We start from the raw sequence: 21,619 nt of genomic DNA, 5'->3' as shown, positions 1-21,619 counted from the left end.
GGAGGACGCATGAAACTGCTGTTGGCGCTTCTCGGTGTGTCGCTGGGCATCGCCGCCGCGGCGCCTGCGCACGCCATCCCCGGGGAGGACGAAGCGGCGACCGACGAGAACAACGAGGTCTTCATCGCTGACCTCCACCGGGTGGGAATCAGTTTTGCGGACCCGGACCAGGCCGTCGCCGCCGGAAAGGCGGTGTGCGGCTTGATCTCTCGCGGCGTATCCGGCCTCCAGTTGCTCAACGACCTCCGAGACAACAACCCCGGACTGACCACCAACGGTGCCGCCCAGTTCGCGACGATATCGGCCAAGTCGTATTGCCCACGACAACTCGACGCGTCGGCAAGCAAAGGCTGAAACCGCCAAGAAGCGCGGCACAATCCGCGAATGCTCACCGCTCACGCCTGTCCCTCCACAGAGAAACGCCAAATGTTGCAGTACGATCCGTTCCCCGTCGACCTGGGACCAACGATGGATTTCGGTGCCGTGCCGCCGGAAATGCATTCTCGGCGAATGCATTCGGGGCCCGGCGCTCAGTCGATGATGGACGCGGCCACGGCGTGGGATGTGCTGGGCGTTCAACTCGGTGACCTGGCGCGGAACTACCGGGCGGTGTTCGGCGAGCTGACCGAGCCGAGCGCTTCGGCCCACGCCGACTATCTGGACTGGCTCGACGCCACCGCCGAACAGGCACGGCAGACGGCCGTCCAGGCCACGGCGGCTGCGGGCGCCTACGGTTCGACGTTTGCGGCGGTGGTGGTGCCTCGGGTTATCGAGGCCAATCGGCTGCAGCGAGATTGGTTGGCCACGACGAACTGCCTTGCCCAGATCAGTCCGGCTATCGCCGACGTCGAAGCGGCCTACGAACGGATGTGGGCCCAAAACGCCGGCGCCATGTACGCCTACGCCCGCGCGGCGGCGGCCACCCGGAAGCTGACGCCGTTCAGTTCGCCGCCCCCCATCCGACTCCGCGAGCACGCCCGAAACGGTGCGTCGGTCACCGAACCGTCCCGCAAATGGCGTCTGATGGTGGCGCCGGAAGTCATAATGACTGGCCGTCAAGTGATTTCGACCATCGCCGAGGCGCTCGATACGCTGTCCACCTCTAAGCTGGACACCTTCGACGTGTCCCTATTGCCGACGGCCGCCCCGCTGTCCAGGCTGAGTTCATTGTCGGCGCCACTGGACGTCGCGCTCAGCCACCTGAATTCACTCAACAAGGCCGCCGCGTTGAACAGGGCCACGGTCGTGGGGCCGCGGCGGCCCACCGGGGATCGCACCGTTGCCGCGGGGCCCCGGGCGAGCGTCGGTTGCGCCGCGGCAATCGGGGCCTTGTCGGTTCCTCGGGCGTGGACTCGATCAACGCCAGCGCCGGCACGGCCGAGTCCACAAGCGGATCCCGTCGATCGAACCCAGTGACGTATCCGCTTTCACAGCGGATGGATTGCGGCACAAGCGTTCCGGTTAGAGGGTGTCACATCCCGGCGCCGCGCGCGGACGCGGCGTATGCGTCCCACCCCGCGCTATGGGGTCCACCGGGGCGGCCCCGGGCGGCCATCAGGGGTAGTCGCACGGAGCTGACGGCGGCGCAAATATTTTCTCGACCAAGCCGGCGGGTAGTTTGTTTGCCATTGCTGGTCCCGATGGGGGTGGGAGGGCTACGGTCGGGGGATGAAACGGCTTTCGAGTGTTGATGCGGCGTTTTGGTCGGCCGAGACTTCGGGCTGGCACATGCATGTGGGCGCGCTGGCGATTTGCGACCCGAAGGACGCGTCGGAGTACAGCTTCGAGCGGCTCCGCGAACTGATCATCGAGCGGCTGCCGGAGTTGCCGCAGTTGCGGTGGCGGGTCACCGGTGCACCGCTGGGTTTGGACCGGCCGTGGTTCGTCGAAGACGAGGAGCTGGACGTCGATTTCCACATCCGGCACATCGCCGTCCCGGCGCCGGGCGGCCGCCGCGAGCTCGAGGAGCTGGTCGGCCGGTTGATGTCCTACAAGCTGGACCGCGCCCGGCCGCTGTGGGAGATGTGGGTGATCGAGGGCGTCGAGGGCGGCCGGGTCGCGTCGCTGACCAAGATGCACCACGCCATCGTCGACGGCGTCTCCGGCGCCGGCCTGGGTGAAATCCTGTTGGACGTCACGCCGGAACCGCGCCCGCCGCAACACGAAACGGTGGGATCGCTGGTGGGATCGAAGATTCCGGGCATCGAACGGCGGGCGGTGGGGGCCCTCATCAACGTCGGCGTCAAGACGCCCTTCCGCATCGCCCGGCTGGTGGAGCAGACCGTGCGCCAGCAGATCGCCGCGCTGGGGGTGAGCAGCGGCCGGCCGCCGCGCTACTTCGAGGCGCCCAAGACCCGGTTCAACGCGCCCGTCTCGCCGCACCGCCGAATCACCGGCTGCCGCGTCGAACTCGCGCGGGCCAAGGCCGTCAAGGACGCCTACGGCGTCAAGCTCAACGACGTCGTGCTGGCGCTGGTGGCCGGCGCCGCCCGCGAGTACCTGCAGAAGCGCGGCGAGTTGCCCGCCAAACCGCTCATCGCCCAGATTCCCGTCTCCACCCGCACCGACGACAACAAGGACGACGTCGGCAATCAGGTGAGCTCGATGACCGTATCGCTCGCGACCGACGTCGAGGATCCCGCCGAGCGGTTGCGGGCCATCCACGAGAGCACGCAGAACGCCAAGCTGATGGCCAAAGCCCTTTCGGCGCACCAGATCATGGGGCTGACCGAGACCACACCGCCCGGGCTGCTGGGGCTGGCCGCGCGGGCCTACACGGCCAGCGGGCTGTCGCGAAACCTGGCCCCCATCAACCTGGTTGTCTCCAATGTGCCGGGCCCGCCGTTCCCGTTGTTCATGGCGGGCGCGCGGCTGGATTCGCTGGTGCCGCTCGGGCCGCCCGTCATGGACGTCGCCCTGAACATCACCTGCTTCTCCTACACCGACTATCTGGACTTCGGTTTCGTCACGACGCCCGAGGTGGCCAACGACATCGACGACATGGCCGACCGCATCGAGCCGGCGCTCACCGAATTGGAGAAGGCCGCCGCGCGGGAGTGAGCGGGCGGCCCCCTGACGCGAGCGCCACGCCAGCGTGACCGCCGCAGGCGAGCGTCACGCTAGCGTGACTGCCCGCCTGGCCAGGGCGGCCCTCACCCGGCTGACGATGTCGCCGGGGCGGTCGCCCACCACCACTCGAATGACGATCCAGCCCAGGCGCTCGAGCGTTTCAAGCCGCCTGATGTCCCACGTGTACTGCCAGCGATCCCGACGATGCTGCTCACCGTCATACTCAGCCGCGACTTTGAGTTCCTCCCAACCCATGTCGAGGTAGTAAGTCAGGTCACCGAATTCGTCGCTGACCGGGATCTGCGTTTGCGGTCGGGGCAGCCCGGCCCGGATCAGCGCCAGGCGCAACCACGTTTCCTTCGGCGACTGTGCCCCCGCATCCGCGAGACCGATTGCGTCACGCGCCGACTGGATGCCGCGGCGGCCCGGATACCGTTCGGCGAGCAACTGAACCTCGGACACCTTGCAGTCGGTCGCGCGAAGCAGGTCGTCGAGCGCGGCCACCGCATCGTTTATCGGATGCCAGCATCCCAGGTCGACACCCGTACGGGCCGGCGTCGTCACCGGAACACCATCGATGAGGACGACTTCGTCGTCGTCGAAGCGGTCACTGTGAACCCGTAATCCCGGCAACGGGTTTCTGTTGCTGTGCAGAACTTCCAGCGGTGCCGCTGGGTCCACCCAGTGCGCACCATGAACGGCGGCCGCCGACAACCCCGCGACAACGCCTCGCCGACGCGACCACAGCCATGCCGCGCGGGCTCGCATCAGCGGGGTGAGCTCGGCACCGGGATCGACATACACGTCGCGGAACAGCTTCCGATAGCGCGTTCGCAACGCGCTCTTGACGAGCGCTCCGGCCGCGACCGCCTCACTGCCGATGAATGGCTCCGCCATCGCGGCAGCGTCCCACAAACCGCCTCGAACGTCAGCTCAGTGCGGCGCGACTATCCACACCCCCGGTGCGTCACGCTAACGTGACGCTCGCGGCCCCGAGCCACGCTAGTGTGACGCTCGGGCCAAAGGGGAGGCGCAAGGAGGACGAGCCGCACTTAGTCGCGCTCGGGCGGGTTGGTCGCGTACACCCAGGACAGGAAGCGCGCGACGGCCTCCGCCGACCGATGCGCGCGGGGTGAGCTGAAGATGTCGAAAGCGTGTTGTGCGCTGGGCAATTCGGCGTAGGCGACCGGGGATTTCGACACCGCGCGCAGTTCCTCGATGAACTCCTTGGCCTCGCCGACGGGGATGAGCGAATCGTCGCTGCCGTGCAACACGAAGAAGGGCGGCGCGTCGGCGTGTAGCCGCCGGATCGGTGACGCGTCGACGTAGACGTCGCGGTGTTCGTCGAATGGCCGCTTGACGACGAACTTTTCGAGCAACGAGACGAACTCGGGCCGGCCCTCGCCCTCGGTGGAGAACCAGTCGTAGCGGCCGTAGATCGGGACCGCGGCCACCACCGACGTGTCGGCTTCCTCGAAGCCCGGTTGGAACTTCGGATCGTTCGGGGTCAGCGCCGCCAGCGCGCACAGGTGCCCGCCCGCGGAGCCGCCGGTGACCGCGACGAAGTCGGGGTCGCCGCCGTAGTCGGCGATGTTCTCCTTGACCCACGCCAGCGCCCGTTTGACGTCGACGATGTGATCCGGCCAGGTGTGGCGGGGGGAGACCCGATAGCCGATCGACACACACACCCAGCCGCGCGCGGCCAAGTGGCTCATCAGCGGGTAGGCCTGCGGCCGGCGCATCCCGATCATCCAGGCGCCGCCCGGCACCTGCAGCAGCACCGGCGCCTTCGCGTCGCGCGGCAGGTCGCGGCGGCGCCAGATGTCGGCGAGGTTGGCGCGGCCGTTGGGGCCGTAGGACACCACGTTGGTCTTCTCGACGTAGCGCCGACGCGCCACGGTGTTGCCCAGCGGCAGGCTGCGCCGCCCGCTGCGGGTGGGCTTGGTGTGCGGCAGCTTGCCCAGGGCCTCCTCGTAGTCGTGTCCGAGTTGCTCGCGCAGCCCCGCCTCCAGCACCGGCCCGGGGGTGGTGACGGCGCGGTAGCGGATCACCCCCAGGATCGCCCACGACGCGGCGGTCAGCGCCAGCGCCGCCTTGCCGCGCCGCCCCTCGAAATGGCCGCGCCGCCAGCGCCGCAGCGCGTCCACCAGCGAGACGGAGAAGTAAACGCCCGGCACCTCCGAGGTCGGCCAGCCGAACCAGAAGACGAGCACGGTGCTATAGCCCTTGCGGGCCAGCGGACGTAATCCGTTGGCGGCGTTGGCCAATTCCAGGGCGGCGCGCGCCAGCGGCCGGGGACGCCGCAGTTGCGAAAGGCGGCGCATCAGCCGGTTACCCGGGACTGCAGGTCGCTGCGCACGATCTTTCCGGTGCTGCTGCGGGGAAGTTCGTCGAGGATGGCGATTTCGCGGGGGACCTTGTAGTTGGCCAGGTTGTCCCGGACGTGTTGCTTGAGGGTCTCGACCGTGGCCTGGGCGCCCGGGCTCAGCACCACGAACGCCGCCAGGCGCTGGCCGTACTGCTCGTCGTCGACGCCGATCACCGCCGCCTCGGCCACGTCGTCGTGCGCCGCCAGTGTCTTCTCCACCTCGATCGGGTAGACGTTCTCCCCGCCGGAGACGATCATCTCGTCGTCGCGCCCGACCACGAACAACCGGCCGGCCTCGTCCAGATAGCCGACGTCGCCCGACGACATGAAGCCGGCGTGAAAGTCCTTGGTGGAGCCCGAGGTGTAACCCTCGAACTGGGTGTCGTTGCGGACGTAGATGGTGCCGACCTCACCGGTGGGCAATTCGTTGAAATCCGGATCGAGGATGCGGATTTCGGTCCCGCCCGCCGGCCGGCCCGCGGTGTCGGGCGCCGCCCGCAGATCCTCCGGGGTGGCGGTGGCGATCATGCCGGCCTCGGTGGCGTTGTAGTTGTTGTAGATCACGTCGCCGAATTCGTCCATGAACGCGGTGACGACGTCGGGCCGCATGCGCGAGCCGGATGCCGCCGCGAATCGCAATGTCTTGCAGCTGTACCGCTTGCGCACCTCGGGCGGCAACTCCATGATGCGGTCGAACATCACCGGCACCACCGCCAGGCCGGTCGCCCGGTGCCGGTCGATGAGGTCCAGCGTCGCCTCCGGATCGAACTTGCGCCGGGTGACCACCGTGCACGCCATCGACGCCGCGAAGATCAACTGCGAGAAACCCCAGGCGTGGAACATCGGCGCCACGACCACAACCGTCTCCTCGGCCCGCCACGGCGTGCGGTCCAGGATGGCCTTGAGCGTGCCGATGCCCGCGTTGCCGCCAGTTTGGTTGGCGCCCTTGGGCGTTCCGGTGGTGCCGGAGGTCAGCAGGATCATCCTGCCTTTGCGCCCGGCGCGCTCGGGCTGCTGGCCGCTGTGCGCGGCGATCAGCCGCTCGACGGTGAGCTCGTGCTGCCCGTCGGTCCAGGCCACGATGCGGGTGGCCTCGGGTTTGTCGGCCAGCGCGCGGTCCACGGTCTCGGTGAACTCCTCGTCGTAGATGACGGCGTCCACACCCTCGCGGTTTACGACCTCGGCGAGCGCCGGTCCGGCGAATGACGTGTTGAGCAACACCACGTCGGACCCGATCCGGTTGGTGGCCACCACCGCCTCGACGAAGCCGCGGTGGTTGCGGCACATGATCCCGACGACCCGGGGCCGGCCGGCGGGCAGTTTCTGCAGCGCCGCGGCGAGCGCGTTGATCCGCTCGTCGAGCTGGCGCCAGGTCAGCGTGCCCAGTTCGTCGATCAGGCCGGGCCGGTCCGGGCAGCGTTGCGCCGCACTGGCGAAACCGACGGTCATCCCCATGCCCTCGCGGCGCATGGCCGCGGCGATCTTCAGGTAGCGGTCGGGCCGCATCGGCGCGATCATGCCCGCGCGCCGCAGGGTGGTGATGACGCCGAAGGCTTGATTCAACGGGGAGGCCACGGCTCAGCCCAGGATCGGGAAGCGTCGCTTGGCGGCCAGCTCCTTGAGGGCCTGCTGCATCACCGATCGGACATGCTCGTCGACCTCGTCGACGTCGGGGTCGTCGCCGAATTGCGCGGCGATGTCGATCGGCTTCAGCACCTGCGTGACGATCTTGGTGGGCAGCGGCAGGTTGGGCGGAATCACGGCGCTGAACCCGAAGGGGAAGCCGAACGACAGCGGCAGGATGGCGCTGCGCAGCAGGCGCTTCACCCCCAGCCGCTCGGCCAGCCAGGTCCCGCGCGACAGGTAGAGCTGCGTCTCCTGCCCGCCGATGGACACCGCGGGCACGATGGGGACGCCGGCCTCGATCGCCGTCCTGACGTATCCCTTGCGGCCGTCGAAGTCGATGACGTTCTCCGACAGCGTCGGCCGGTACGCGTCGTAGTCGCCGCCGGGGAAGACGATCACCACCCCGCCGGACCGCAGGGCCTGGGCCGCGTTCTCCCGGTTCGCCCGGATGTACCCGGTGCGCCGGAAGAAGTCCCCGGTGGGGCCGGTCATCAGGATGTCGTGGCTCAGCGTGTACACGGGCCGGTCGTAGCCGAACTTTTCATAGAAGTGCACGGTGAAGATCGGGACGTCCATTGGGAACATGCCGCCGGAGTGATTGCCGACGACCAGCGCCCCGCCCGGCGGGAACGAACCCAGGCCGTGCACCTCGGACCGGAAGTAGACCTTCAGCGCCGGGCGCATCACGCCCATCAGGCGCTGGGTCAGGACGGGGTCGAATTTGCCGATGTCGCCGCCGTCGCGGTGATCGTTGTCGGTCACGTTCCTCCCTTGACGCTCCCGCGAGGCCGCTCGAGGTTTTCAAGGCCGCGCCGAGTTGATGGTAGCGAGCGCTGCGCGGCCGCCGTCATGGTGCTTATTTCTTTCCGCGTCCATCGATCGCGTCCATTGATATGGTGTCGCCCCGGTGCGGGCGCTATTGTTACGACGCCCTCAGTGAGATATCGAGAAGCGGGGAACCCGATGGACGTTGCCGGTTTGTCCCCCGAGCTGAGCGCCCGATCGGGCCCCGCACGCAAAATCGCGCCTCGTGACCGGCGCGCCCGCCGGCTGCACGCCAGCGTGGTCCGGTCCGAACCGGCCCAGGCGAGCCAGCCGCCCGCGCCCGCCGTCGACGTCGACGCGGCCGGGGCGGACGCGGCGGATCAGCGCCAGGCGGACTACTTCGTCCGGCTGCTCTCCCAGAATCGCGGGCTCATCGAACAGCGGATCGACGACTATCAGAAGGCGATCGCGTCCGCGCAAGTCGCCGGTGACGCCGATGCCGTCTGCAACCTTCGGCGCATGGCGCGAATCGAGGAACAGGATCGGGACAATCTCGACGCGATGCTGGAGAACCTGCGTCGCCGATTCGCCCGCCGGGCCCCCGGCGAGCCGCCCGCCCATTCCGCGCGGCCGCGCCCCACGGCTCGCTAGCAGCGCCCTCGTATTCGCCTGAATCACAACGGTTTTCGTCGCCGATACCACCGGCGGGGAGCCGGGTGGCGCGGAATCGGTGACACTGGATCGCGGTGCCGATACATTTGAGGGTCGAACTGGTTTCTTCCGACACCGAACGAGGCCGCCCATGGGATTCATGACCCCGGAGCTTCCCGACGTCGATCGCCAGACGTGGCCCACTCTGCCCCGGGCCACCCGGCTGCAGGTCGTGACGCGGCACTGGGCGGAGCACGGCTTCGGGACACCGTATGCCGTGTATCTGCTGTACCTGATCAAGATCGCCCTGTACATCGCCGTCGCCGCCGCGATCATCTCGCTGACCCCGGGCCTCGGCGGGCTCGGCCGCATCGCCGACTGGTGGACGCAGCCGATCGTCTACCAGAAGGTCATCGTCTACACGCTGTTGTTCGAGGTGCTGGGCCTGGGTTGTGGGTCCGGCCCGCTGACCGGACGGTTCATGCCGCCCATCGGCGGGATCTTGTACTGGCTGCGGCCCAACACGATTCGGCTGCCGGCGTGGCCGACAAAGGTGCCGTTCACCGCCGGTGACAACCGCACCGTCGTCGACGTCGCGCTGTACGCAATCGTTTTGGCCGGCGGGGTGTGGGCGCTGCTGTCGCCCGGCCAGGGCGGGCCGGTCACCGCGGCCGGCGACGTTGGCCTGATCGACCCCGTCCGCGTCATCCCGACGATCTTCGCGCTGGCCCTGCTGGGTCTGCGCGACAAGACCATTTTCCTGGCCGCGCGCGGCGAGCACTACTGGCTCAAGCTGTTTGTGTTCTTCTTCCCGTTCACCGACCAGATCGCGGCCTACAAGCTCATCATGCTGTTGTTGTGGTGGGGCGCGGCGACGTCCAAGCTCAACCACCATTTCCCGTATGTCGTGGCCGTGATGACGAGCAACAACGCACTGCTGCGGCCCAAACTGTTCACCCCGATCAAGCACCTGCTCTACCGGGACCACGTCAACGACCTGCGGCCGACCGTGTTGCCGAAACTGATGGCCCACGTCGGGGGCACCACTGCGGAATTCATCGTCCCGACGGTTCTGGTGTTCGTCGCCGGCGATCAACCGTGGCGGTGGTTCCTGATCGGGTTCATGGTGATCTTCCACCTCAACATCATTTCCAACCTCCCGATGGGGGTTCCGTTGGAGTGGAACGTGTTCTTCATCTTCTCGCTGTTCTATCTGTTCGGGCACTACGGCGGGATCCGCGCCACCGACCTGCGGTCGCCGCTGCTGCTCGCCCTGCTGGCCATCGTGGTGGTCATCGTGATCGTGGGAAACATGTTCCCCGAGAAGATTTCGTTCCTACCCGCGATGCGCTACTACGCCGGTAACTGGGCCACCAGCCTGTGGTGCTTCGGGCCGGGCGTGGAGGAAAAGGTCGACGCCGAGGTCGTCAAGAGCTCTGCCCTCGTCGTCAACCAGCTGGCCCGGCTTTACGACCCCGAGACCGCAGAAGTCATGGCGGACAAGGTGGCGGCGTTCCGCGCGATGCATATTCACGGCCGGGCGCTCAACGGCCTGTTGCCGCGGGCGTTGGGGGGAGGGGCCAACGAGGCCGACTACAAGGTGCGCGAAGGCGAGGTCGTCGCCGGACCCCTCGTCGGGTGGAACTTTGGTGAAGGCCACCTGCACAACGAGCAGCTGCTTGAGGCGGTACAGCGGCGCTGCAATCTCAAAGACGGCGACCTTCGCGTCATCGTCCTGGAGGGCCAACCGATTCACATCCAAAAGCAGTGGTACCGCATCCTCGATGCCAAGACCGGCTTGATCGAGGCGGGCTACGTCACCATCGAGGACATGGCGTCGCGCCAGCCGTGGCCCGAGCCGGGCGACGAGTTTCCGGTCCACCTCACCACGCAACCCGTCGTGCACGGAGAGTCGTGACAAAGGCGGTGGTCGTCGGCGCCGGCCCCAACGGCCTGGCCGCGGCGATCCAGCTCGCCCGCAACGGCGTCGACGTCCAGGTGCTCGAGGCGCGCGACACCGTCGGCGGGGGAGCCCGCTCCGGCGAATTGACGCTGCCCGGGGTGATCCACGACCACTGCTCGGCGTTTCACCCGCTGGGCGTCGGCTCGCCGTTGTGGAAGGAGATCGACCTGCAGCGGCACGGGCTGCGGTGGAATTGGCCGGAGGTCGACTGCGCGCACCCGCTTGACGACGGCAGCGCCGGCGTGCTCTACCGGTCGATCGACGAGACGGTGGCCCGCATGGGCCCGGACGCCGCCCGCTGGCGGCGGGCGATCGGGGACCTGGCGGCGGGGTTCGACGAGCTGGCCGAGGACCTGCTCGGTCCGGTGCTGGGCATCCCGCGCCACCCGATTCGGCTGGCCGCCTTCGGGCCCCGGGCGCTGCTGCCGGCCACCACGATGGCCCGCTGGTTTCGCACCGAGCCGGTCCGCGCGTTGTTCGGCGGCGCCGCCGCGCACGTCTACACGCGGCTGGACCGCCCGCTCACCGCTTCCCTCGGGCTGATGATCCTGGCCAGCGGGCACCGCTACGGCTGGCCCGTCGCGCAAGGGGGGTCCGGGTCCATCAGCCGGGCGCTGGCCGCCGCGCTGAAGGAGCACGGCGGCTCGGTGGCCACCGGGGTGACGGTCACCAGCCGCAAAGACGTCCCGGACGCGGACATCGTCATGCTCGACCTCAGCCCGGCCGCCGCGCTCGCCCTCTACGGCGACGCGATGCCGGGCCGGATCCGGCGGTCGTACCGGCGCTACCGCGAGGGCTCCTCGGCGTTCAAGGTCGACTTCGCGATCGAGGGCGACATCCCGTGGACGAACCCCGACTGCGCGCGGGCCGGCACCGTGCACCTCGGCGGCACCTTCGCCGAGATGGCCGACACCGAACGCCAACGCGCGCAGGGCAAGATGGCCGACCGGCCCTTCGTGCTCCTCGGCCAGCAATACCTGGCCGACCCGTCGCGCTCGGCCGGCAACGTCAACCCGATCTGGGCGTACGCCCACGTGCCGTTCGGCTACGACGGCGACGCCACCGCCGCCGTCGTCGGCCAGATCGAGCGGTTCGCGCCCGGCTTCTCCGAGCGCGTGCTGGCGACGGTCAGCAAGTCGACCGCCGAACTGCAGGCGTACAACGCCAACTTCATCGGCGGTGACATCATCGGCGGCGCCAACGACGGGCTGCAGGTCATCTTCCGGCCCCGGATCGCGGTCGATCCCTACGCGACGGGCGTCCCGGGCGTCTACCTGTGTTCCCAGTCGACGCCGCCGGGGGCCGGCATCCACGGGCTGTGCGGCTACCACGCCGCCGAGTCGGCGCTGAAGTGGCTGAAGAAACCGCGCCGCGGCTGACGTCACATTCGCCGCGGGAACCGGGGCGGCGACCGTGCATGTTACTCATCTAGGCTGATCGCGAGCGCGTAATCAGCGGACTCTAGAGACATCACAAGACAGGGAGAGACAAGTGACGGTCCGAGTAGGCATCAACGGCTTCGGTCGAATCGGGCGGAACTTCTACCGGGCCTTACTGGCTCAACAGGAGCAGGGCACCGCTGATATCGAGGTGATCGCGGTCAACGACCTCACCGACAACGCCACCCTGGCGCACCTGCTGAAATTCGACTCCATTCTGGGCCGCCTGCCGTATGACGTCAGCCTCGAGGGGGACGACACCATCGTCGTGGGCAGCAAGAAGATCAAGGCGCTCGAGGTGAAGGAAGGCCCGGCGGCGCTGCCCTGGGGCGACCTCGGCGTCGACGTCGTCGTCGAGTCCACCGGCATCTTCACCAACGCGGCCAAGGCCAGGGGCCACCTGGACGCCGGCGCCAAGAAGGTGATCATCTCCGCGCCCGCCACCGACGAGGACATCACCATCGTGCTCGGCGTCAACGACGACAAGTACGACGGCAGCCAGAACATCATCTCCAACGCGTCGTGCACCACGAACTGCCTGGCGCCGGTCACCCGGGTGCTCCAGGACGAGTTCGGGATCGTCAAGGGGCTGATGACCACGATCCACGCCTACACCCAGGACCAGAACCTGCAGGACGGCCCGCACAAGGACCTGCGTCGCGCCCGCGCGGCCGCGCTGAACATCGTGCCGACCTCCACCGGCGCCGCCAAGGCGATCGGGCTGGTGATGCCCGAGCTGAAAGGCAAGCTCGACGGTTACGCGTTGCGGGTGCCGATCCCCACCGGTTCGGTCACCGACCTGACCGTCGAACTGGCCAAGTCGGCCAGCGCCGACGAGATCAACGCGGCGTTCAAGGCCGCCGCCGAGGGCCGGTTGAAGGGCATCCTGAAGTACTACGACGCGCCGATCGTCTCCAGCGACATCGTCACCGATCCACACAGCTCGATCTTCGACTCCGGGCTGACCAAGGTGATCGACAACCAGGCCAAGGTGGTGTCCTGGTACGACAACGAATGGGGCTACTCCAACCGCCTCATCGACCTCGTCGCGCTGGTCGGCAAGTCGCTGTAGTCGTGGGCATTCCGAACCTGAAAGACCTTCTCGCCGAAGGCGTCTCGGGTCGCGGCGTGCTGGTGCGCTCCGACCTGAACGTGCCGCTCGATGAGGAGGGCGCCATCACCGACCCGGGTCGGATCACCGCGTCGGTGCCGACGCTGCAGGCGCTTGTCGACGCCGGCGCCAAGGTCGTGGTCGCCGCGCACCTCGGTCGCCCGAAGGGCGGCCCCGACCCGAAGCTGTCGCTGGCGCCGGTCGCCGCCGCGCTCGGCGAGCACCTCGGCCGGCACGTGCAGTTGGCCGGTGACGTCGTGGGTGGTGACGCGCTGGCCCGGGCCGAGGGGCTGACGGACGGCGACGTGCTGCTGCTGGAGAACATCCGCTTCGATCCCCGCGAGACCAGCAAGGACGACGGGGAGCGGCTCGCGCTCGCCCGCGAGCTCGCCGAATTGGTCTCGCCCGGAGGGGCTTTCGTCTCCGACGGCTTCGGGGTGGTGCATCGCAAGCAGGCCTCGGTGTACGACGTCGCCACGCTGCTGCCGCACTACGCCGGCACCCTGGTGGCCGAGGAGATCGCGGTGTTGGAGCAGCTGACCAGCTCCACCGAGCGGCCGTACGCCGTCGTGCTCGGCGGGTCGAAGGTGTCCGACAAGCTCGGCGTCATCGAATCGTTGGCGACCAAGGCCGACAGCATCGTGATCGGCGGCGGCATGTGCTTCACATTCCTTGCCGCACAAGGGTTTTCGGTGGGTAAGTCGCTGCTCGAAGAAGAGATGGTGGACACCTGCCGCCGGCTGCTGGACACCTACGTCGACGTGCTGCGGCTGCCCAGGGACGTGGTGGTGGCCGAGCGGTTCGCGGCGGACTCGCCGCCGCAGACGGTGGCCGCCGACGCCATCGGTGACGACGTGATCGGGCTGGACATCGGGCCGGAATCGGTGAAGCGCTTCGCGGCCCTGCTGTCCAACGCCCGCACGGTGTTCTGGAACGGCCCCATGGGCGTGTTCGAGTTCCCGGCGTTCGCCACGGGCACCCGGGGGGTCGCCGAGGCCATCGCCGCGGCCACCGTGATGGGCGCGTTCAGCGTGGTGGGCGGCGGCGACTCGGCCGCCGCGGTGCGCGCCCTGGGCATCCCGGAGGCCGATTTCTCGCACATCTCGACCGGCGGTGGCGCGTCCCTGGAATACCTGGAGGGCAAGACGCTGCCGGGCATCGAGGTGCTCGGGGAGCCGCAACCAAGTGGAGGAGACGCGTGAGCCGCAAGCCGCTGATCGCCGGCAACTGGAAGATGAACCTCAATCACTTCGAGGCGATCGCGCTGGTGCAGAAGATCGCGTTCGCGCTGCCGGACAAGTACTACGACAAGGTCGACGTCACCGTCCTGCCGCCCTTCACGGACCTGCGCAGCGTGCAGACCCTGGTCGACGGCGACAAGTTGCGGCTGACCTACGGCGGCCAGGACCTGTCCCAGCACGACTCGGGCGCCTATACCGGTGACGTCAGCGGCGCCTTCCTCGCCAAGCTGGGCTGCACCTTCGTCGTGGTCGGGCACTCCGAGCGGCGCACTTACCACGGCGAGGACGACGCGCTGGTGGCGGCCAAGGCCGCCGCGGCGCTCAAGCACGAACTGACCCCGATCGTCTGCATCGGCGAACACCTGGACGTCCGCGAGGCCGGCGGCCACGTCGCGCACTGCGAGGAGCAGCTGCGCGGCTCCCTGGCCGGGCTATCGGCCGAGCAGATCGGCAAGGTCGTCGTCGCCTACGAGCCGGTGTGGGCCATCGGCACGGGGCGGGTGGCCAGCGCCGCCGACGCCCAGGAGGTGTGCGCGGCGATCCGCAACGGGTTGGCCTCCCTCGCGTCGCCGGGGGTGGCCGACACCGTGCGGGTGCTCTACGGCGGCTCGGTGAACGCCAAGAACATCGGCGACCTGATTGCCCGCGACGACATCGACGGGGCACTGGTCGGCGGCGCGTCCCTCGACGGCGAGCAGTTCGCGACGCTGGCGGCGATCGCCGCCGGTGGTCCCCTGCCATAGGCCGGGCCGGCTGAACCCTGCTGGGTCTGCATTGCCGCTGGACTACGGGCGAGTACTCGTGCGAGAGTAGTTGCGTGTCATCGATACGGATCTTCATCCTGGCGGGTCTCGAGGAGCGTGGCCCGATGCACGGACACCAGCTCCGCCTGCTCGCCGAGGAAGAGCACGTTGCCCTGTGGACGGACATCACCGTCGGCGCCCTGTACGGGGCGATCAAGCGGCTGGCCGCCGAGGACCTCATCGAGGAGGTTCGCATCGAGCGGTCCGGCGCGTATCCGCAACGGCAGATCTGGGCGATCACCGATGCCGGCCGCGAGGCCCTGGGCGGTCTGCGGCTGCGCGCCCTCCGCGAGATCGTCATCAAACCGGACCCGTTCGACCTGGCGATCACCCGGTTGCAGCCCGACCACCTCGGTGACCTGCCGGCGACGATCGCGGCCCGGATCACGTCGCTGAACGCCATGCTCACCGAGTGGGAAGCCCATGCCGCCGCGATCGACCGCTACCTCACCGTGGCCGAGAAGCTGGTCATGAAGCACCGGGCCGACCGGCTGCGCGCCGAAATCGGTTGGCATGAAGAGCTTTCCGCGGCACTGCCCGCGATAGTCACCAGTCAGCGCGCGGGAGGGGAGCAAGAATGACCACGAAAACCATTGGTACGCAACGCCGCAACTGGTTCGCCCTGGCGGTGCTGCTGGTCGGCGCCTTCATGGCATTGCTGGATACCACCATCGTCAACGTCGCCCTCCCGGCCATTCGCACCGGCCTGGCGGCGTCGAACGCCACGCTGTCGTGGATAGTTTCGGGCTATGCGCTGGCTTTCGGGTTGGCTCTGATCCCCGCCGGCAGGGTGGGGGACCGGTTCGGGCACAAATGGGTCTTCGTCGTGGGCCTGTCGTTGTTCACCGCCGCGAGCCTGGCGTGCGGACTGGCGCACGGCCAGACCGGCCTGGTCTGTGCGCGGGCCGTTCAGGGACTCGGCGGTGGCATCTTCTTCACGTCGGTCACCGCGTTGATCCAGCTGATGTTCACCGACCGCAAACGGGCGCGGGCCCTGGCGATCATGGGGTCGACCATCGGTTTCTCCGTGGCGCTCGGCCCGCTGGTCGGGGGGCTGATCATCCAGGCCTTCGGGCCGGACCCGGGGTGGCGGTTGGTGTTCGACGTCAACGTGCCGCTGGGCGTGCTCGCGGTCGTCGCCGCGGCCATCCTCCTGCCGGCGGGAAGCGAACGCGCGGCGACGTCGGCCGACTGGGCCGGCCTGATCCTGCTGTCCGCGGCGCTGGTCGCGTTGCTGGTCCCGTTGATCCAGGGCCAGCAAGACGGCTGGCCGCTGTGGACGTACGCCTCGATGGCCGGCGCCGCGGCGTTGCTCGCGGTGTTCGCCCGGTGGGAGCGCCACGTCGAGGCGAGTGGGGGCAACCCGCTGGTGCCGCCGCGACTGTTCGCGCACGCGTCCTTCACCGGCGGCGTGCTGCTCGCGCTGGTGTACTTCGCGGCGTTCACCAGCATCTTCTTCACCATCGCGCTGTTGTGGCAGGCGGGGCTTGGCCACACCGCGCTGCAATCCGGTCTGTTGGTGACCCCGTTCGCGGTCGGGTTGGTCGGCGGCGCCTCACAAAGCGACACCCTGGCGGCACGCTTCGGCCGGACCGTGCTGGTGGTGGGGTTGGGGATGGTGGCCGTCGGCATCACCGCGATCTGGGTGGTGCTCGCCGTGACGCCGTACACCGCGTACAGCGGTTGGCAACTGGCCGCCCCGCTCCTGATCGCCGGCGTGGGCAGCGGCTTGTTCATCGCGCCCAACGTCGACTTCATCGTCGCGACCGTCGACGCGGAAGATGCCGGCGCGGCCAGCGGTGTGATCGGCACCGCGCAGCGGATCGGTAGCGCGATCGGGATCGCGATCATCGGCACCGTGCTGTTCGGCACGCTGCATGTCGACCGGCCCGGCCCGGCGGCACTGGCGGCGGCCTTCGCGCACAGCGCGACGCTGGCGATGGCCGCCAGCGCCGGCCTCGGCGTCGCGGCCTTCGCGCTGGTCTTCGCGCTGCCGCGGCGGACTTGGGGCCGCTAGCCGGGCGTCGGTTACGGCCGGCGGCGCGCCAACCGGTAGGCTTGCACGTCATGGAGTTGGCCCTGCAGATCACCCTCGTGGTCACCAGCGTGCTGGTGGTCCTGCTGGTGCTGCTGCACCGCGCCAAGGGTGGCGGCCTGTCGACGCTGTTCGGTGGCGGTGTGCAGTCCAGCCTCTCCGGCTCGACGGTGGTGGAGAAGAACCTGGACCGGTTGACGCTGTTCATCACCGGCATCTGGCTGGTCTCCATCATCGGGGTGGCCCTGCTGATCAAGTACCGGTGACCCGTCGGCGGGCGGACCGCGTGATCCGCACCGATACTGGGTTTCATGGTTGACGTTTCCGACATCGCGCTGGAACCGATCGGCGCCGTGCAACGGACGCTGGTCGGTCGCGAGGCGACCGAGCCGATGCGCGCCGACATCCGGTTGTTGGGCGCCATCCTCGGCGACACCGTCCGCGAGCAGAACGGCGACGAGGTCTTCGACCTCGTGGAACGCGCCCGGGTGGAATCGTTTCGGGTGCGCCGCTCGGAGATCGACCGCGCCGAGCTGGCGCGCATGTTCGACGGCATCGACATTCACCGGGCGATCCCGGTCATCCGCGCGTTCAGCCACTTCGCGTTGCTGGCCAACGTGGCCGAGGACATCCACCGGGAGCGCCGCCGCGCCATCCACGTCGGTGCCGGCGAGCCCCCGCAGGACAGCAGCCTGGCCGCGACCTACGCGAAACTCGATGGCGCCGAACTCGATTCGGCCACCGTCGCCGAGGCGCTGCGCGGCGCGCTGATCTCCCCGGTGATCACCGCGCACCCCACCGAAACCCGGCGGCGGACCGTCTTCGTCACCCAGCACCGGATCACCACCCTGATGCGGTTGCACGCCGAAGGGCACACCGAAACCGACGACGGCCGCAACATCGAGCGCGAGCTGCGCCGCCAGGTGCTCACGCTGTGGCAGACCGCGCTGATCCGGTTGTCCCGGCTGCAGATCACCGACGAGATCGAGGTGGGGCTGCGGTACTACGCCGCCGCGTTCTTCCAGGTCATCCCGCAGGTCAACGCCGAGGTGCGCGACGCGTTGCGGGCGCGCTGGCCCGAAACCGACCTGCTCGCCGCCCCGATCGTGGCGCCCGGTTCCTGGATCGGCGGCGACCGCGACGGCAACCCGAACGTGACGGGCGACGTGGTGCGCCAGGCCACCGGCAGCGCTGCGTTCACCGCGCTGTCGCACTACCTGGCCGAGCTCACCGCCCTCGAGCAGGATCTGTCGATGTCGGCGCGCCTCGTGCCGGTCACCCCCGGGCTGGCCGAACTGGCGGAGGGTTGCCAGGAGAAGGTCCGCGCCGACGAGCCGTACCGGCGGGCGGTACGGGTGATCCGCGCCCGGCTCACCGCCACGGCCGCCGAGATCCTGGACCGCCAACCGCAGCACGAGCTCGACCTCGGCCTGCCACCGTATTCCGCCCCGGGCGAGCTGCAGGCGGATCTAAACACCATCGACTCCTCGCTGCGCGCCCACGGCAGCGCGCTGCTGGCCGACGACCGGCTGGCCCTGCTGCGAGAAGGCGTGAGCGTCTTCGGCTTTCACCTATCCGGGCTCGACATGCGGCAGAACTCCGACGTCCACGAGGAGGTGGTGGGGGAGCTGCTGGCGTGGGCCGGGGTGCATCCGGACTACGCCTCGCTGCCCGAGGACGAGCGCGTCGCCCTGCTGGCGGGCGAACTGGGCACCCGCCGCCCGCTGGTCGGTGACCGCGGGCAACTGTCCGAGCTGGCCCGCAAGGAGCTCGAGGTCGTCGACGCCGCGGCCTACGCCGTCGGGCGCTACGGCCCGGCCGCCGTCCCGAACTACGTCATCTCCATGTGCCGCTCCGTGTCGGATGTCTTGGAGGTGGCGATCCTGCTGAAAGAGGGCGGGTTGCTGGATGCCTCCAGGGCGGAACCGTATTGCCCGGTGGCCATCTCGCCGCTGTTCGAGACGATCGACGATCTGCACAACGGCGCGGCGATCCTGCAGGCGATGCTGGACCTGCCGCTGTACCGGGCGGTCGTCGACGCGCAGGACGGGCGGCAGGAGGTGATGCTGGGCTACTCCGACTCGAACAAGGACGGCGGTTACCTGGCCTCCAGCTGGGCGGTCTACCGCGCCGAGCTGTCCCTGGTCGAGGTGGCCCGCACGGCCGGAATTCGGTTGCGGCTCTTCCACGGTCGCGGCGGCACCGTCGGCCGCGGCGGCGGGCCGAGTTATCAAGCGATTTTGGCGCAGCCGCCGGGCGCGGTGAACGGCTCGCTGCGGCTCACCGAGCAGGGCGAGGTGATCGCCGCCAAGTACGCCGAACCGCAAGCGGCGCGGCGCAACCTGGAGAGCCTGGTCGCCGCCACGCTGGAGTCGACGCTGCTCGACGTCGAGGGCCTGGGCGACGCCGCGGAGCCCGCCTACGCGGTGCTCGACGAGGTGGCCACCCTGGCGCAGCGGGCCTACGCCGAATTGGTGCACGAGACACCGGGTTTCGTCGACTACTTCATGGCCTCCACGCCGGTCAGCGAGATCGGTTCGCTGAACATCGGCAGCCGCCCGACATCGCGCAAGCCGACGTCGTCGATCTCGGACCTGCGGGCCATCCCCTGGGTGCTGGCCTGGAGCCAGTCCCGGGTCATGCTGCCCGGCTGGTACGGCACCGGGACCGCGTTCGAGCAGTGGATCGGGGCGGGCCCGGAAAGCGAAGACGAGCGGGTGGCGATCCTGCACGACCTGTACGAGCGCTGGCCGTTCTTTCGCAGCGTGCTGTCCAACATGGCGCAGGTGCTGGCCAAGAGCGACCTCGGGCTGGCGGCCCGGTACGCGCAGCTGGTTTCCGACGAGGAACTGCGCGATCGGGTGTTCGACAAGATCGTCGACGAGCACCGGCGGACCATCGCGATGCACAAGCTCATCACCGGTCAGGACGACCTGCTCGCCGACAACCCCGCGCTGGCGCGGTCGGTGTTCAACCGCTTTCCCTACCTCGAGCCGCTGAACCACCTGCAAGTGGAGTTGCTGCGCCGCTTCCGCTCCGGCGACGACGACGAGTTGGTGCAGCGCGGCATCCTGCTGACGATGAACGGGTTGGCCAGCGCGTTACGGAACAGCGGGTGATGGGCATCCGTAAGCCATGTCGGACAGCGCCTCACCGGTCACCGCGGCCGAGTTGGCGCAGAACGGCGTCTTCGAACGGCTCGCCCGCGTCGGGTACGTCGTCAACGGCGTCCTGCACCTGATCGTCGGCTATCTCGCGATCCGGGTCGCGTGCGGCGACGGCGGCACCGCCGATCAGACCGGCGCCCTGGCGACGTTGGCGGCCAAACCGGGTGGGCCGTTGGCGCTCTGGATCGCCACCGCCGCCCTCTTGGCGATGGGCCTGTGGCGGCTCGTCGAAACGGTCCTCGGCCGATCGAGCGACCGCAAGACGGAGGGCGCGTCGTCGGATGCGTCCTCGCGGGCGAAGGCCCTCGGACTGGCGGCGGTGTACCTCGCGTTCGCGTACTCGGCGTTCGGCTTCGCCCGCGGCGCGGGAAGGCCCGCTGATCAACAGAATTCGAGCATCAGCGCCCGGCTGATGGGAACAACCGCCGGTACGCTCGCGCTCGTCGCGGCCGGCGCGATCATCGTCGTGGTCGGCTGCTACCACATCCACAAGGGCGCCAGCCGCAACTTCGTCGACGACCTGCGCGGCAAGTCGGGCGACTTCGTGCGGCGGCTCGGCGTGGCCGGCTACATCGGCAAGGGCATCGTGATCACCCTGACGGGCGCGCTGGTGATCGTCGCCGCCTGCCGCTCGGAGCCGAAGAAGGCCACGGGGCTCGACGGCGCGCTGAAGACGCTTGGGGCCCAACACTTCGGGGCCGCGCTGCTGATCGCCGCCGGGCTGGGGATCATCATCTACGGGCTGTACAGCTTCGTGATGGCCCGGTCGACCAAGATGTAGGCGCTATTCCACCGCGCGGTTGCGCAACCGGTCCACCACGCCGCGCACCGCGTGTTCGGTCATGGACAGCGGCGTCATCATCACCTCGCCGACCTTCACCATGTCGTCGATGCGCCCGACGATCGTCTCCACCGGTTCGACCAGGACGATGAGTCGCCGTGCCAGGTCGTCCAGGCTGGACAGGGTGCCGTCCAGGTGATCCAGGCCGCTCTCCATGCGCTCGACCGTGGCGTTCAGGTTGGACAGGGAGGTGTTCAGCTCTTTCATGGTCCTGCTGAGGCCGTCCAGGACGTCTTCGACCTGCTCCACCGTCTTGTCGGCGTTCAACGCAGCCTGGGTGAGGGTCTTGATCCGGCTTCGCTCTTGCCCACCGCGCACGGTTCTGTCTGCCATGACCGTCATTATTACCCGGACCTACCGGCTAATAACTAGCTTCGCTGACCCGAGGGGAGTTTGGCCGCGGCCTCCTCGTCGAGCAGCCAGAGCGTGGTTTCGGTGCCGATCGCCCCGGCGGCCGGCACCGAAACCGGCGCGGCGCCGCCGATGGCGGCCGCCACCGCGTCGGCCTTCGAACCGCCGGACACCATCAGCCAGACCAAC

Annotated in this window: 19 protein-coding genes and 1 pseudogene; 14 read left to right on the top strand and 6 right to left on the bottom strand. The window is 68.8% G+C overall.

Features of this window, described 5'->3' with window-relative positions; translation table 11 throughout:
• Window positions 1-9: 9 nt before the first annotated feature.
• The 3 genes from A5730_RS11215 to A5730_RS11205 all read left to right on the top strand — a co-directional run bounded on the left by A5730_RS11215 (window position 10) and on the right by A5730_RS11205 (window position 3,060).
• Window positions 10-354 (top strand): DUF732 domain-containing protein, encoded by a 345-nt coding sequence (locus tag A5730_RS11215; protein ID WP_067899751.1) that lies wholly within the window; start codon window positions 10-12, stop codon window positions 352-354.
• Between the two features lie 30 nt (window positions 355-384).
• A complete protein-coding gene (locus A5730_RS11210) occupies window positions 385-1,416 on the top strand; it encodes a PPE family protein (protein WP_231994670.1) in 1,032 nt (343 codons plus the stop codon).
• Window positions 1,417-1,668: 252 nt separating this feature from the next.
• Complete coding sequence (locus A5730_RS11205) at window positions 1,669-3,060, top strand: wax ester/triacylglycerol synthase family O-acyltransferase (protein WP_067899747.1); 1,392 nt, start codon at window positions 1,669-1,671, stop codon at window positions 3,058-3,060.
• Window positions 3,061-3,114: 54 nt separating this feature from the next.
• On the opposite strand, the gene A5730_RS11200 is transcribed toward A5730_RS11205, so the two are convergent.
• The 4 genes from A5730_RS11200 to A5730_RS11185 form a co-directional block, all read right to left on the bottom strand.
• Window positions 3,115-3,966 (bottom strand): DUF559 domain-containing protein, encoded by an 852-nt coding sequence (locus tag A5730_RS11200; protein WP_067899745.1) that lies wholly within the window; start codon window positions 3,964-3,966, stop codon window positions 3,115-3,117.
• Window positions 3,967-4,121: 155 nt separating this feature from the next.
• Window positions 4,122-5,393 carry an alpha/beta hydrolase gene (locus A5730_RS11195; RefSeq protein WP_067899742.1) on the bottom strand — a complete coding sequence of 424 codons (1,272 nt, stop codon included), beginning with the start codon at window positions 5,391-5,393 and terminating at the stop codon, window positions 4,122-4,124.
• Entirely contained in the window at window positions 5,393-7,000 is a 1,608-nt protein-coding gene (fadD12, locus tag A5730_RS11190; protein WP_156745770.1) for an acyl-CoA ligase FadD12, read from the bottom strand. The genes A5730_RS11195 and fadD12 overlap by 1 nt, the downstream gene beginning before the upstream one ends.
• Before the next feature lie 15 nt (window positions 7,001-7,015).
• Window positions 7,016-7,756 (bottom strand): lysophospholipid acyltransferase family protein, encoded by a 741-nt coding sequence (locus A5730_RS11185; RefSeq protein ID WP_231994674.1) that lies wholly within the window; start codon window positions 7,754-7,756, stop codon window positions 7,016-7,018.
• 270 nt (window positions 7,757-8,026) lie between these two features.
• Between A5730_RS11185 and A5730_RS11180 the strand changes: the two genes are divergently transcribed.
• The 11 genes from A5730_RS11180 (at window position 8,027) to A5730_RS11130 (ending at window position 21,019) form a co-directional block, all read left to right on the top strand.
• Entirely contained in the window at window positions 8,027-8,479 is a 453-nt protein-coding gene (locus tag A5730_RS11180; protein ID WP_067899733.1) for a hypothetical protein, read from the top strand.
• A 151-nt stretch (window positions 8,480-8,630) separates the two neighbouring features.
• The gene (locus A5730_RS11175) at window positions 8,631-10,397 is read left to right on the top strand and encodes a DUF3556 domain-containing protein (protein ID WP_067899729.1); all 1,767 of its coding nucleotides are present in this window, start codon (window positions 8,631-8,633) and stop codon (window positions 10,395-10,397) included.
• Window positions 10,394-11,821: an NAD(P)/FAD-dependent oxidoreductase gene (locus tag A5730_RS11170; protein ID WP_067899725.1), complete on the top strand. Its 1,428-nt coding sequence runs from the start codon at window positions 10,394-10,396 to the stop codon at window positions 11,819-11,821. Before A5730_RS11175 ends, A5730_RS11170 begins: the two co-directional genes overlap by 4 nt.
• 112 nt (window positions 11,822-11,933) lie before the next feature.
• Window positions 11,934-12,953: a type I glyceraldehyde-3-phosphate dehydrogenase gene (gene gap, locus A5730_RS11165; protein WP_067899720.1), complete on the top strand. Its 1,020-nt coding sequence runs from the start codon at window positions 11,934-11,936 to the stop codon at window positions 12,951-12,953.
• A 2-nt stretch (window positions 12,954-12,955) separates the two neighbouring features.
• Window positions 12,956-14,194, top strand: coding sequence for a phosphoglycerate kinase (gene pgk, locus A5730_RS11160; RefSeq protein ID WP_067899717.1), 1,239 nt, complete (start codon window positions 12,956-12,958; stop codon window positions 14,192-14,194).
• Complete coding sequence (tpiA, locus tag A5730_RS11155) at window positions 14,191-14,976, top strand: triose-phosphate isomerase (RefSeq protein WP_067899714.1); 786 nt, start codon at window positions 14,191-14,193, stop codon at window positions 14,974-14,976. Before pgk ends, tpiA begins: the two co-directional genes overlap by 4 nt.
• A 74-nt stretch (window positions 14,977-15,050) precedes the next feature.
• Complete coding sequence (locus A5730_RS11150) at window positions 15,051-15,617, top strand: PadR family transcriptional regulator (protein ID WP_067899712.1); 567 nt, start codon at window positions 15,051-15,053, stop codon at window positions 15,615-15,617.
• Entirely contained in the window at window positions 15,614-17,053 is a 1,440-nt protein-coding gene (locus A5730_RS11145; RefSeq protein ID WP_067899709.1) for an MFS transporter, read from the top strand. The genes A5730_RS11150 and A5730_RS11145 overlap by 4 nt, the downstream gene beginning before the upstream one ends.
• A gap of 50 nt (window positions 17,054-17,103) precedes the next feature.
• Window positions 17,104-17,337 (top strand): preprotein translocase subunit SecG, encoded by a 234-nt coding sequence (gene secG, locus A5730_RS11140; RefSeq protein ID WP_040624202.1) that lies wholly within the window; start codon window positions 17,104-17,106, stop codon window positions 17,335-17,337.
• Window positions 17,338-17,382: 45 nt separating this feature from the next.
• Complete coding sequence (ppc, locus tag A5730_RS11135) at window positions 17,383-20,190, top strand: phosphoenolpyruvate carboxylase (protein ID WP_067899704.1); 2,808 nt, start codon at window positions 17,383-17,385, stop codon at window positions 20,188-20,190.
• A gap of 16 nt (window positions 20,191-20,206) precedes the next feature.
• Window positions 20,207-21,019 (top strand): DUF1206 domain-containing protein, encoded by an 813-nt coding sequence (locus A5730_RS11130; RefSeq protein ID WP_067899701.1) that lies wholly within the window; start codon window positions 20,207-20,209, stop codon window positions 21,017-21,019.
• A 3-nt stretch (window positions 21,020-21,022) separates the two neighbouring features.
• Here A5730_RS11130 and A5730_RS11125 read toward each other — a convergent pair whose 3' ends face one another.
• Both A5730_RS11125 and A5730_RS11120 read right to left on the bottom strand, forming a co-directional pair.
• Window positions 21,023-21,421: an ATPase gene (locus A5730_RS11125; RefSeq protein ID WP_067899698.1), complete on the bottom strand. Its 399-nt coding sequence runs from the start codon at window positions 21,419-21,421 to the stop codon at window positions 21,023-21,025.
• 26 nt (window positions 21,422-21,447) lie between these two features.
• A pseudogene (locus tag A5730_RS11120) lies at window positions 21,448-21,619 on the bottom strand (6-phosphogluconolactonase); the annotation flags it as partial.

This window comes from Mycobacterium sp. ACS4054, from assembly GCF_001667275.1.
GTDB lineage: Bacteria > Actinomycetota > Actinomycetes > Mycobacteriales > Mycobacteriaceae > Mycobacterium.
This window is presented reverse-complemented; position numbering and strand designations above follow the sequence as displayed.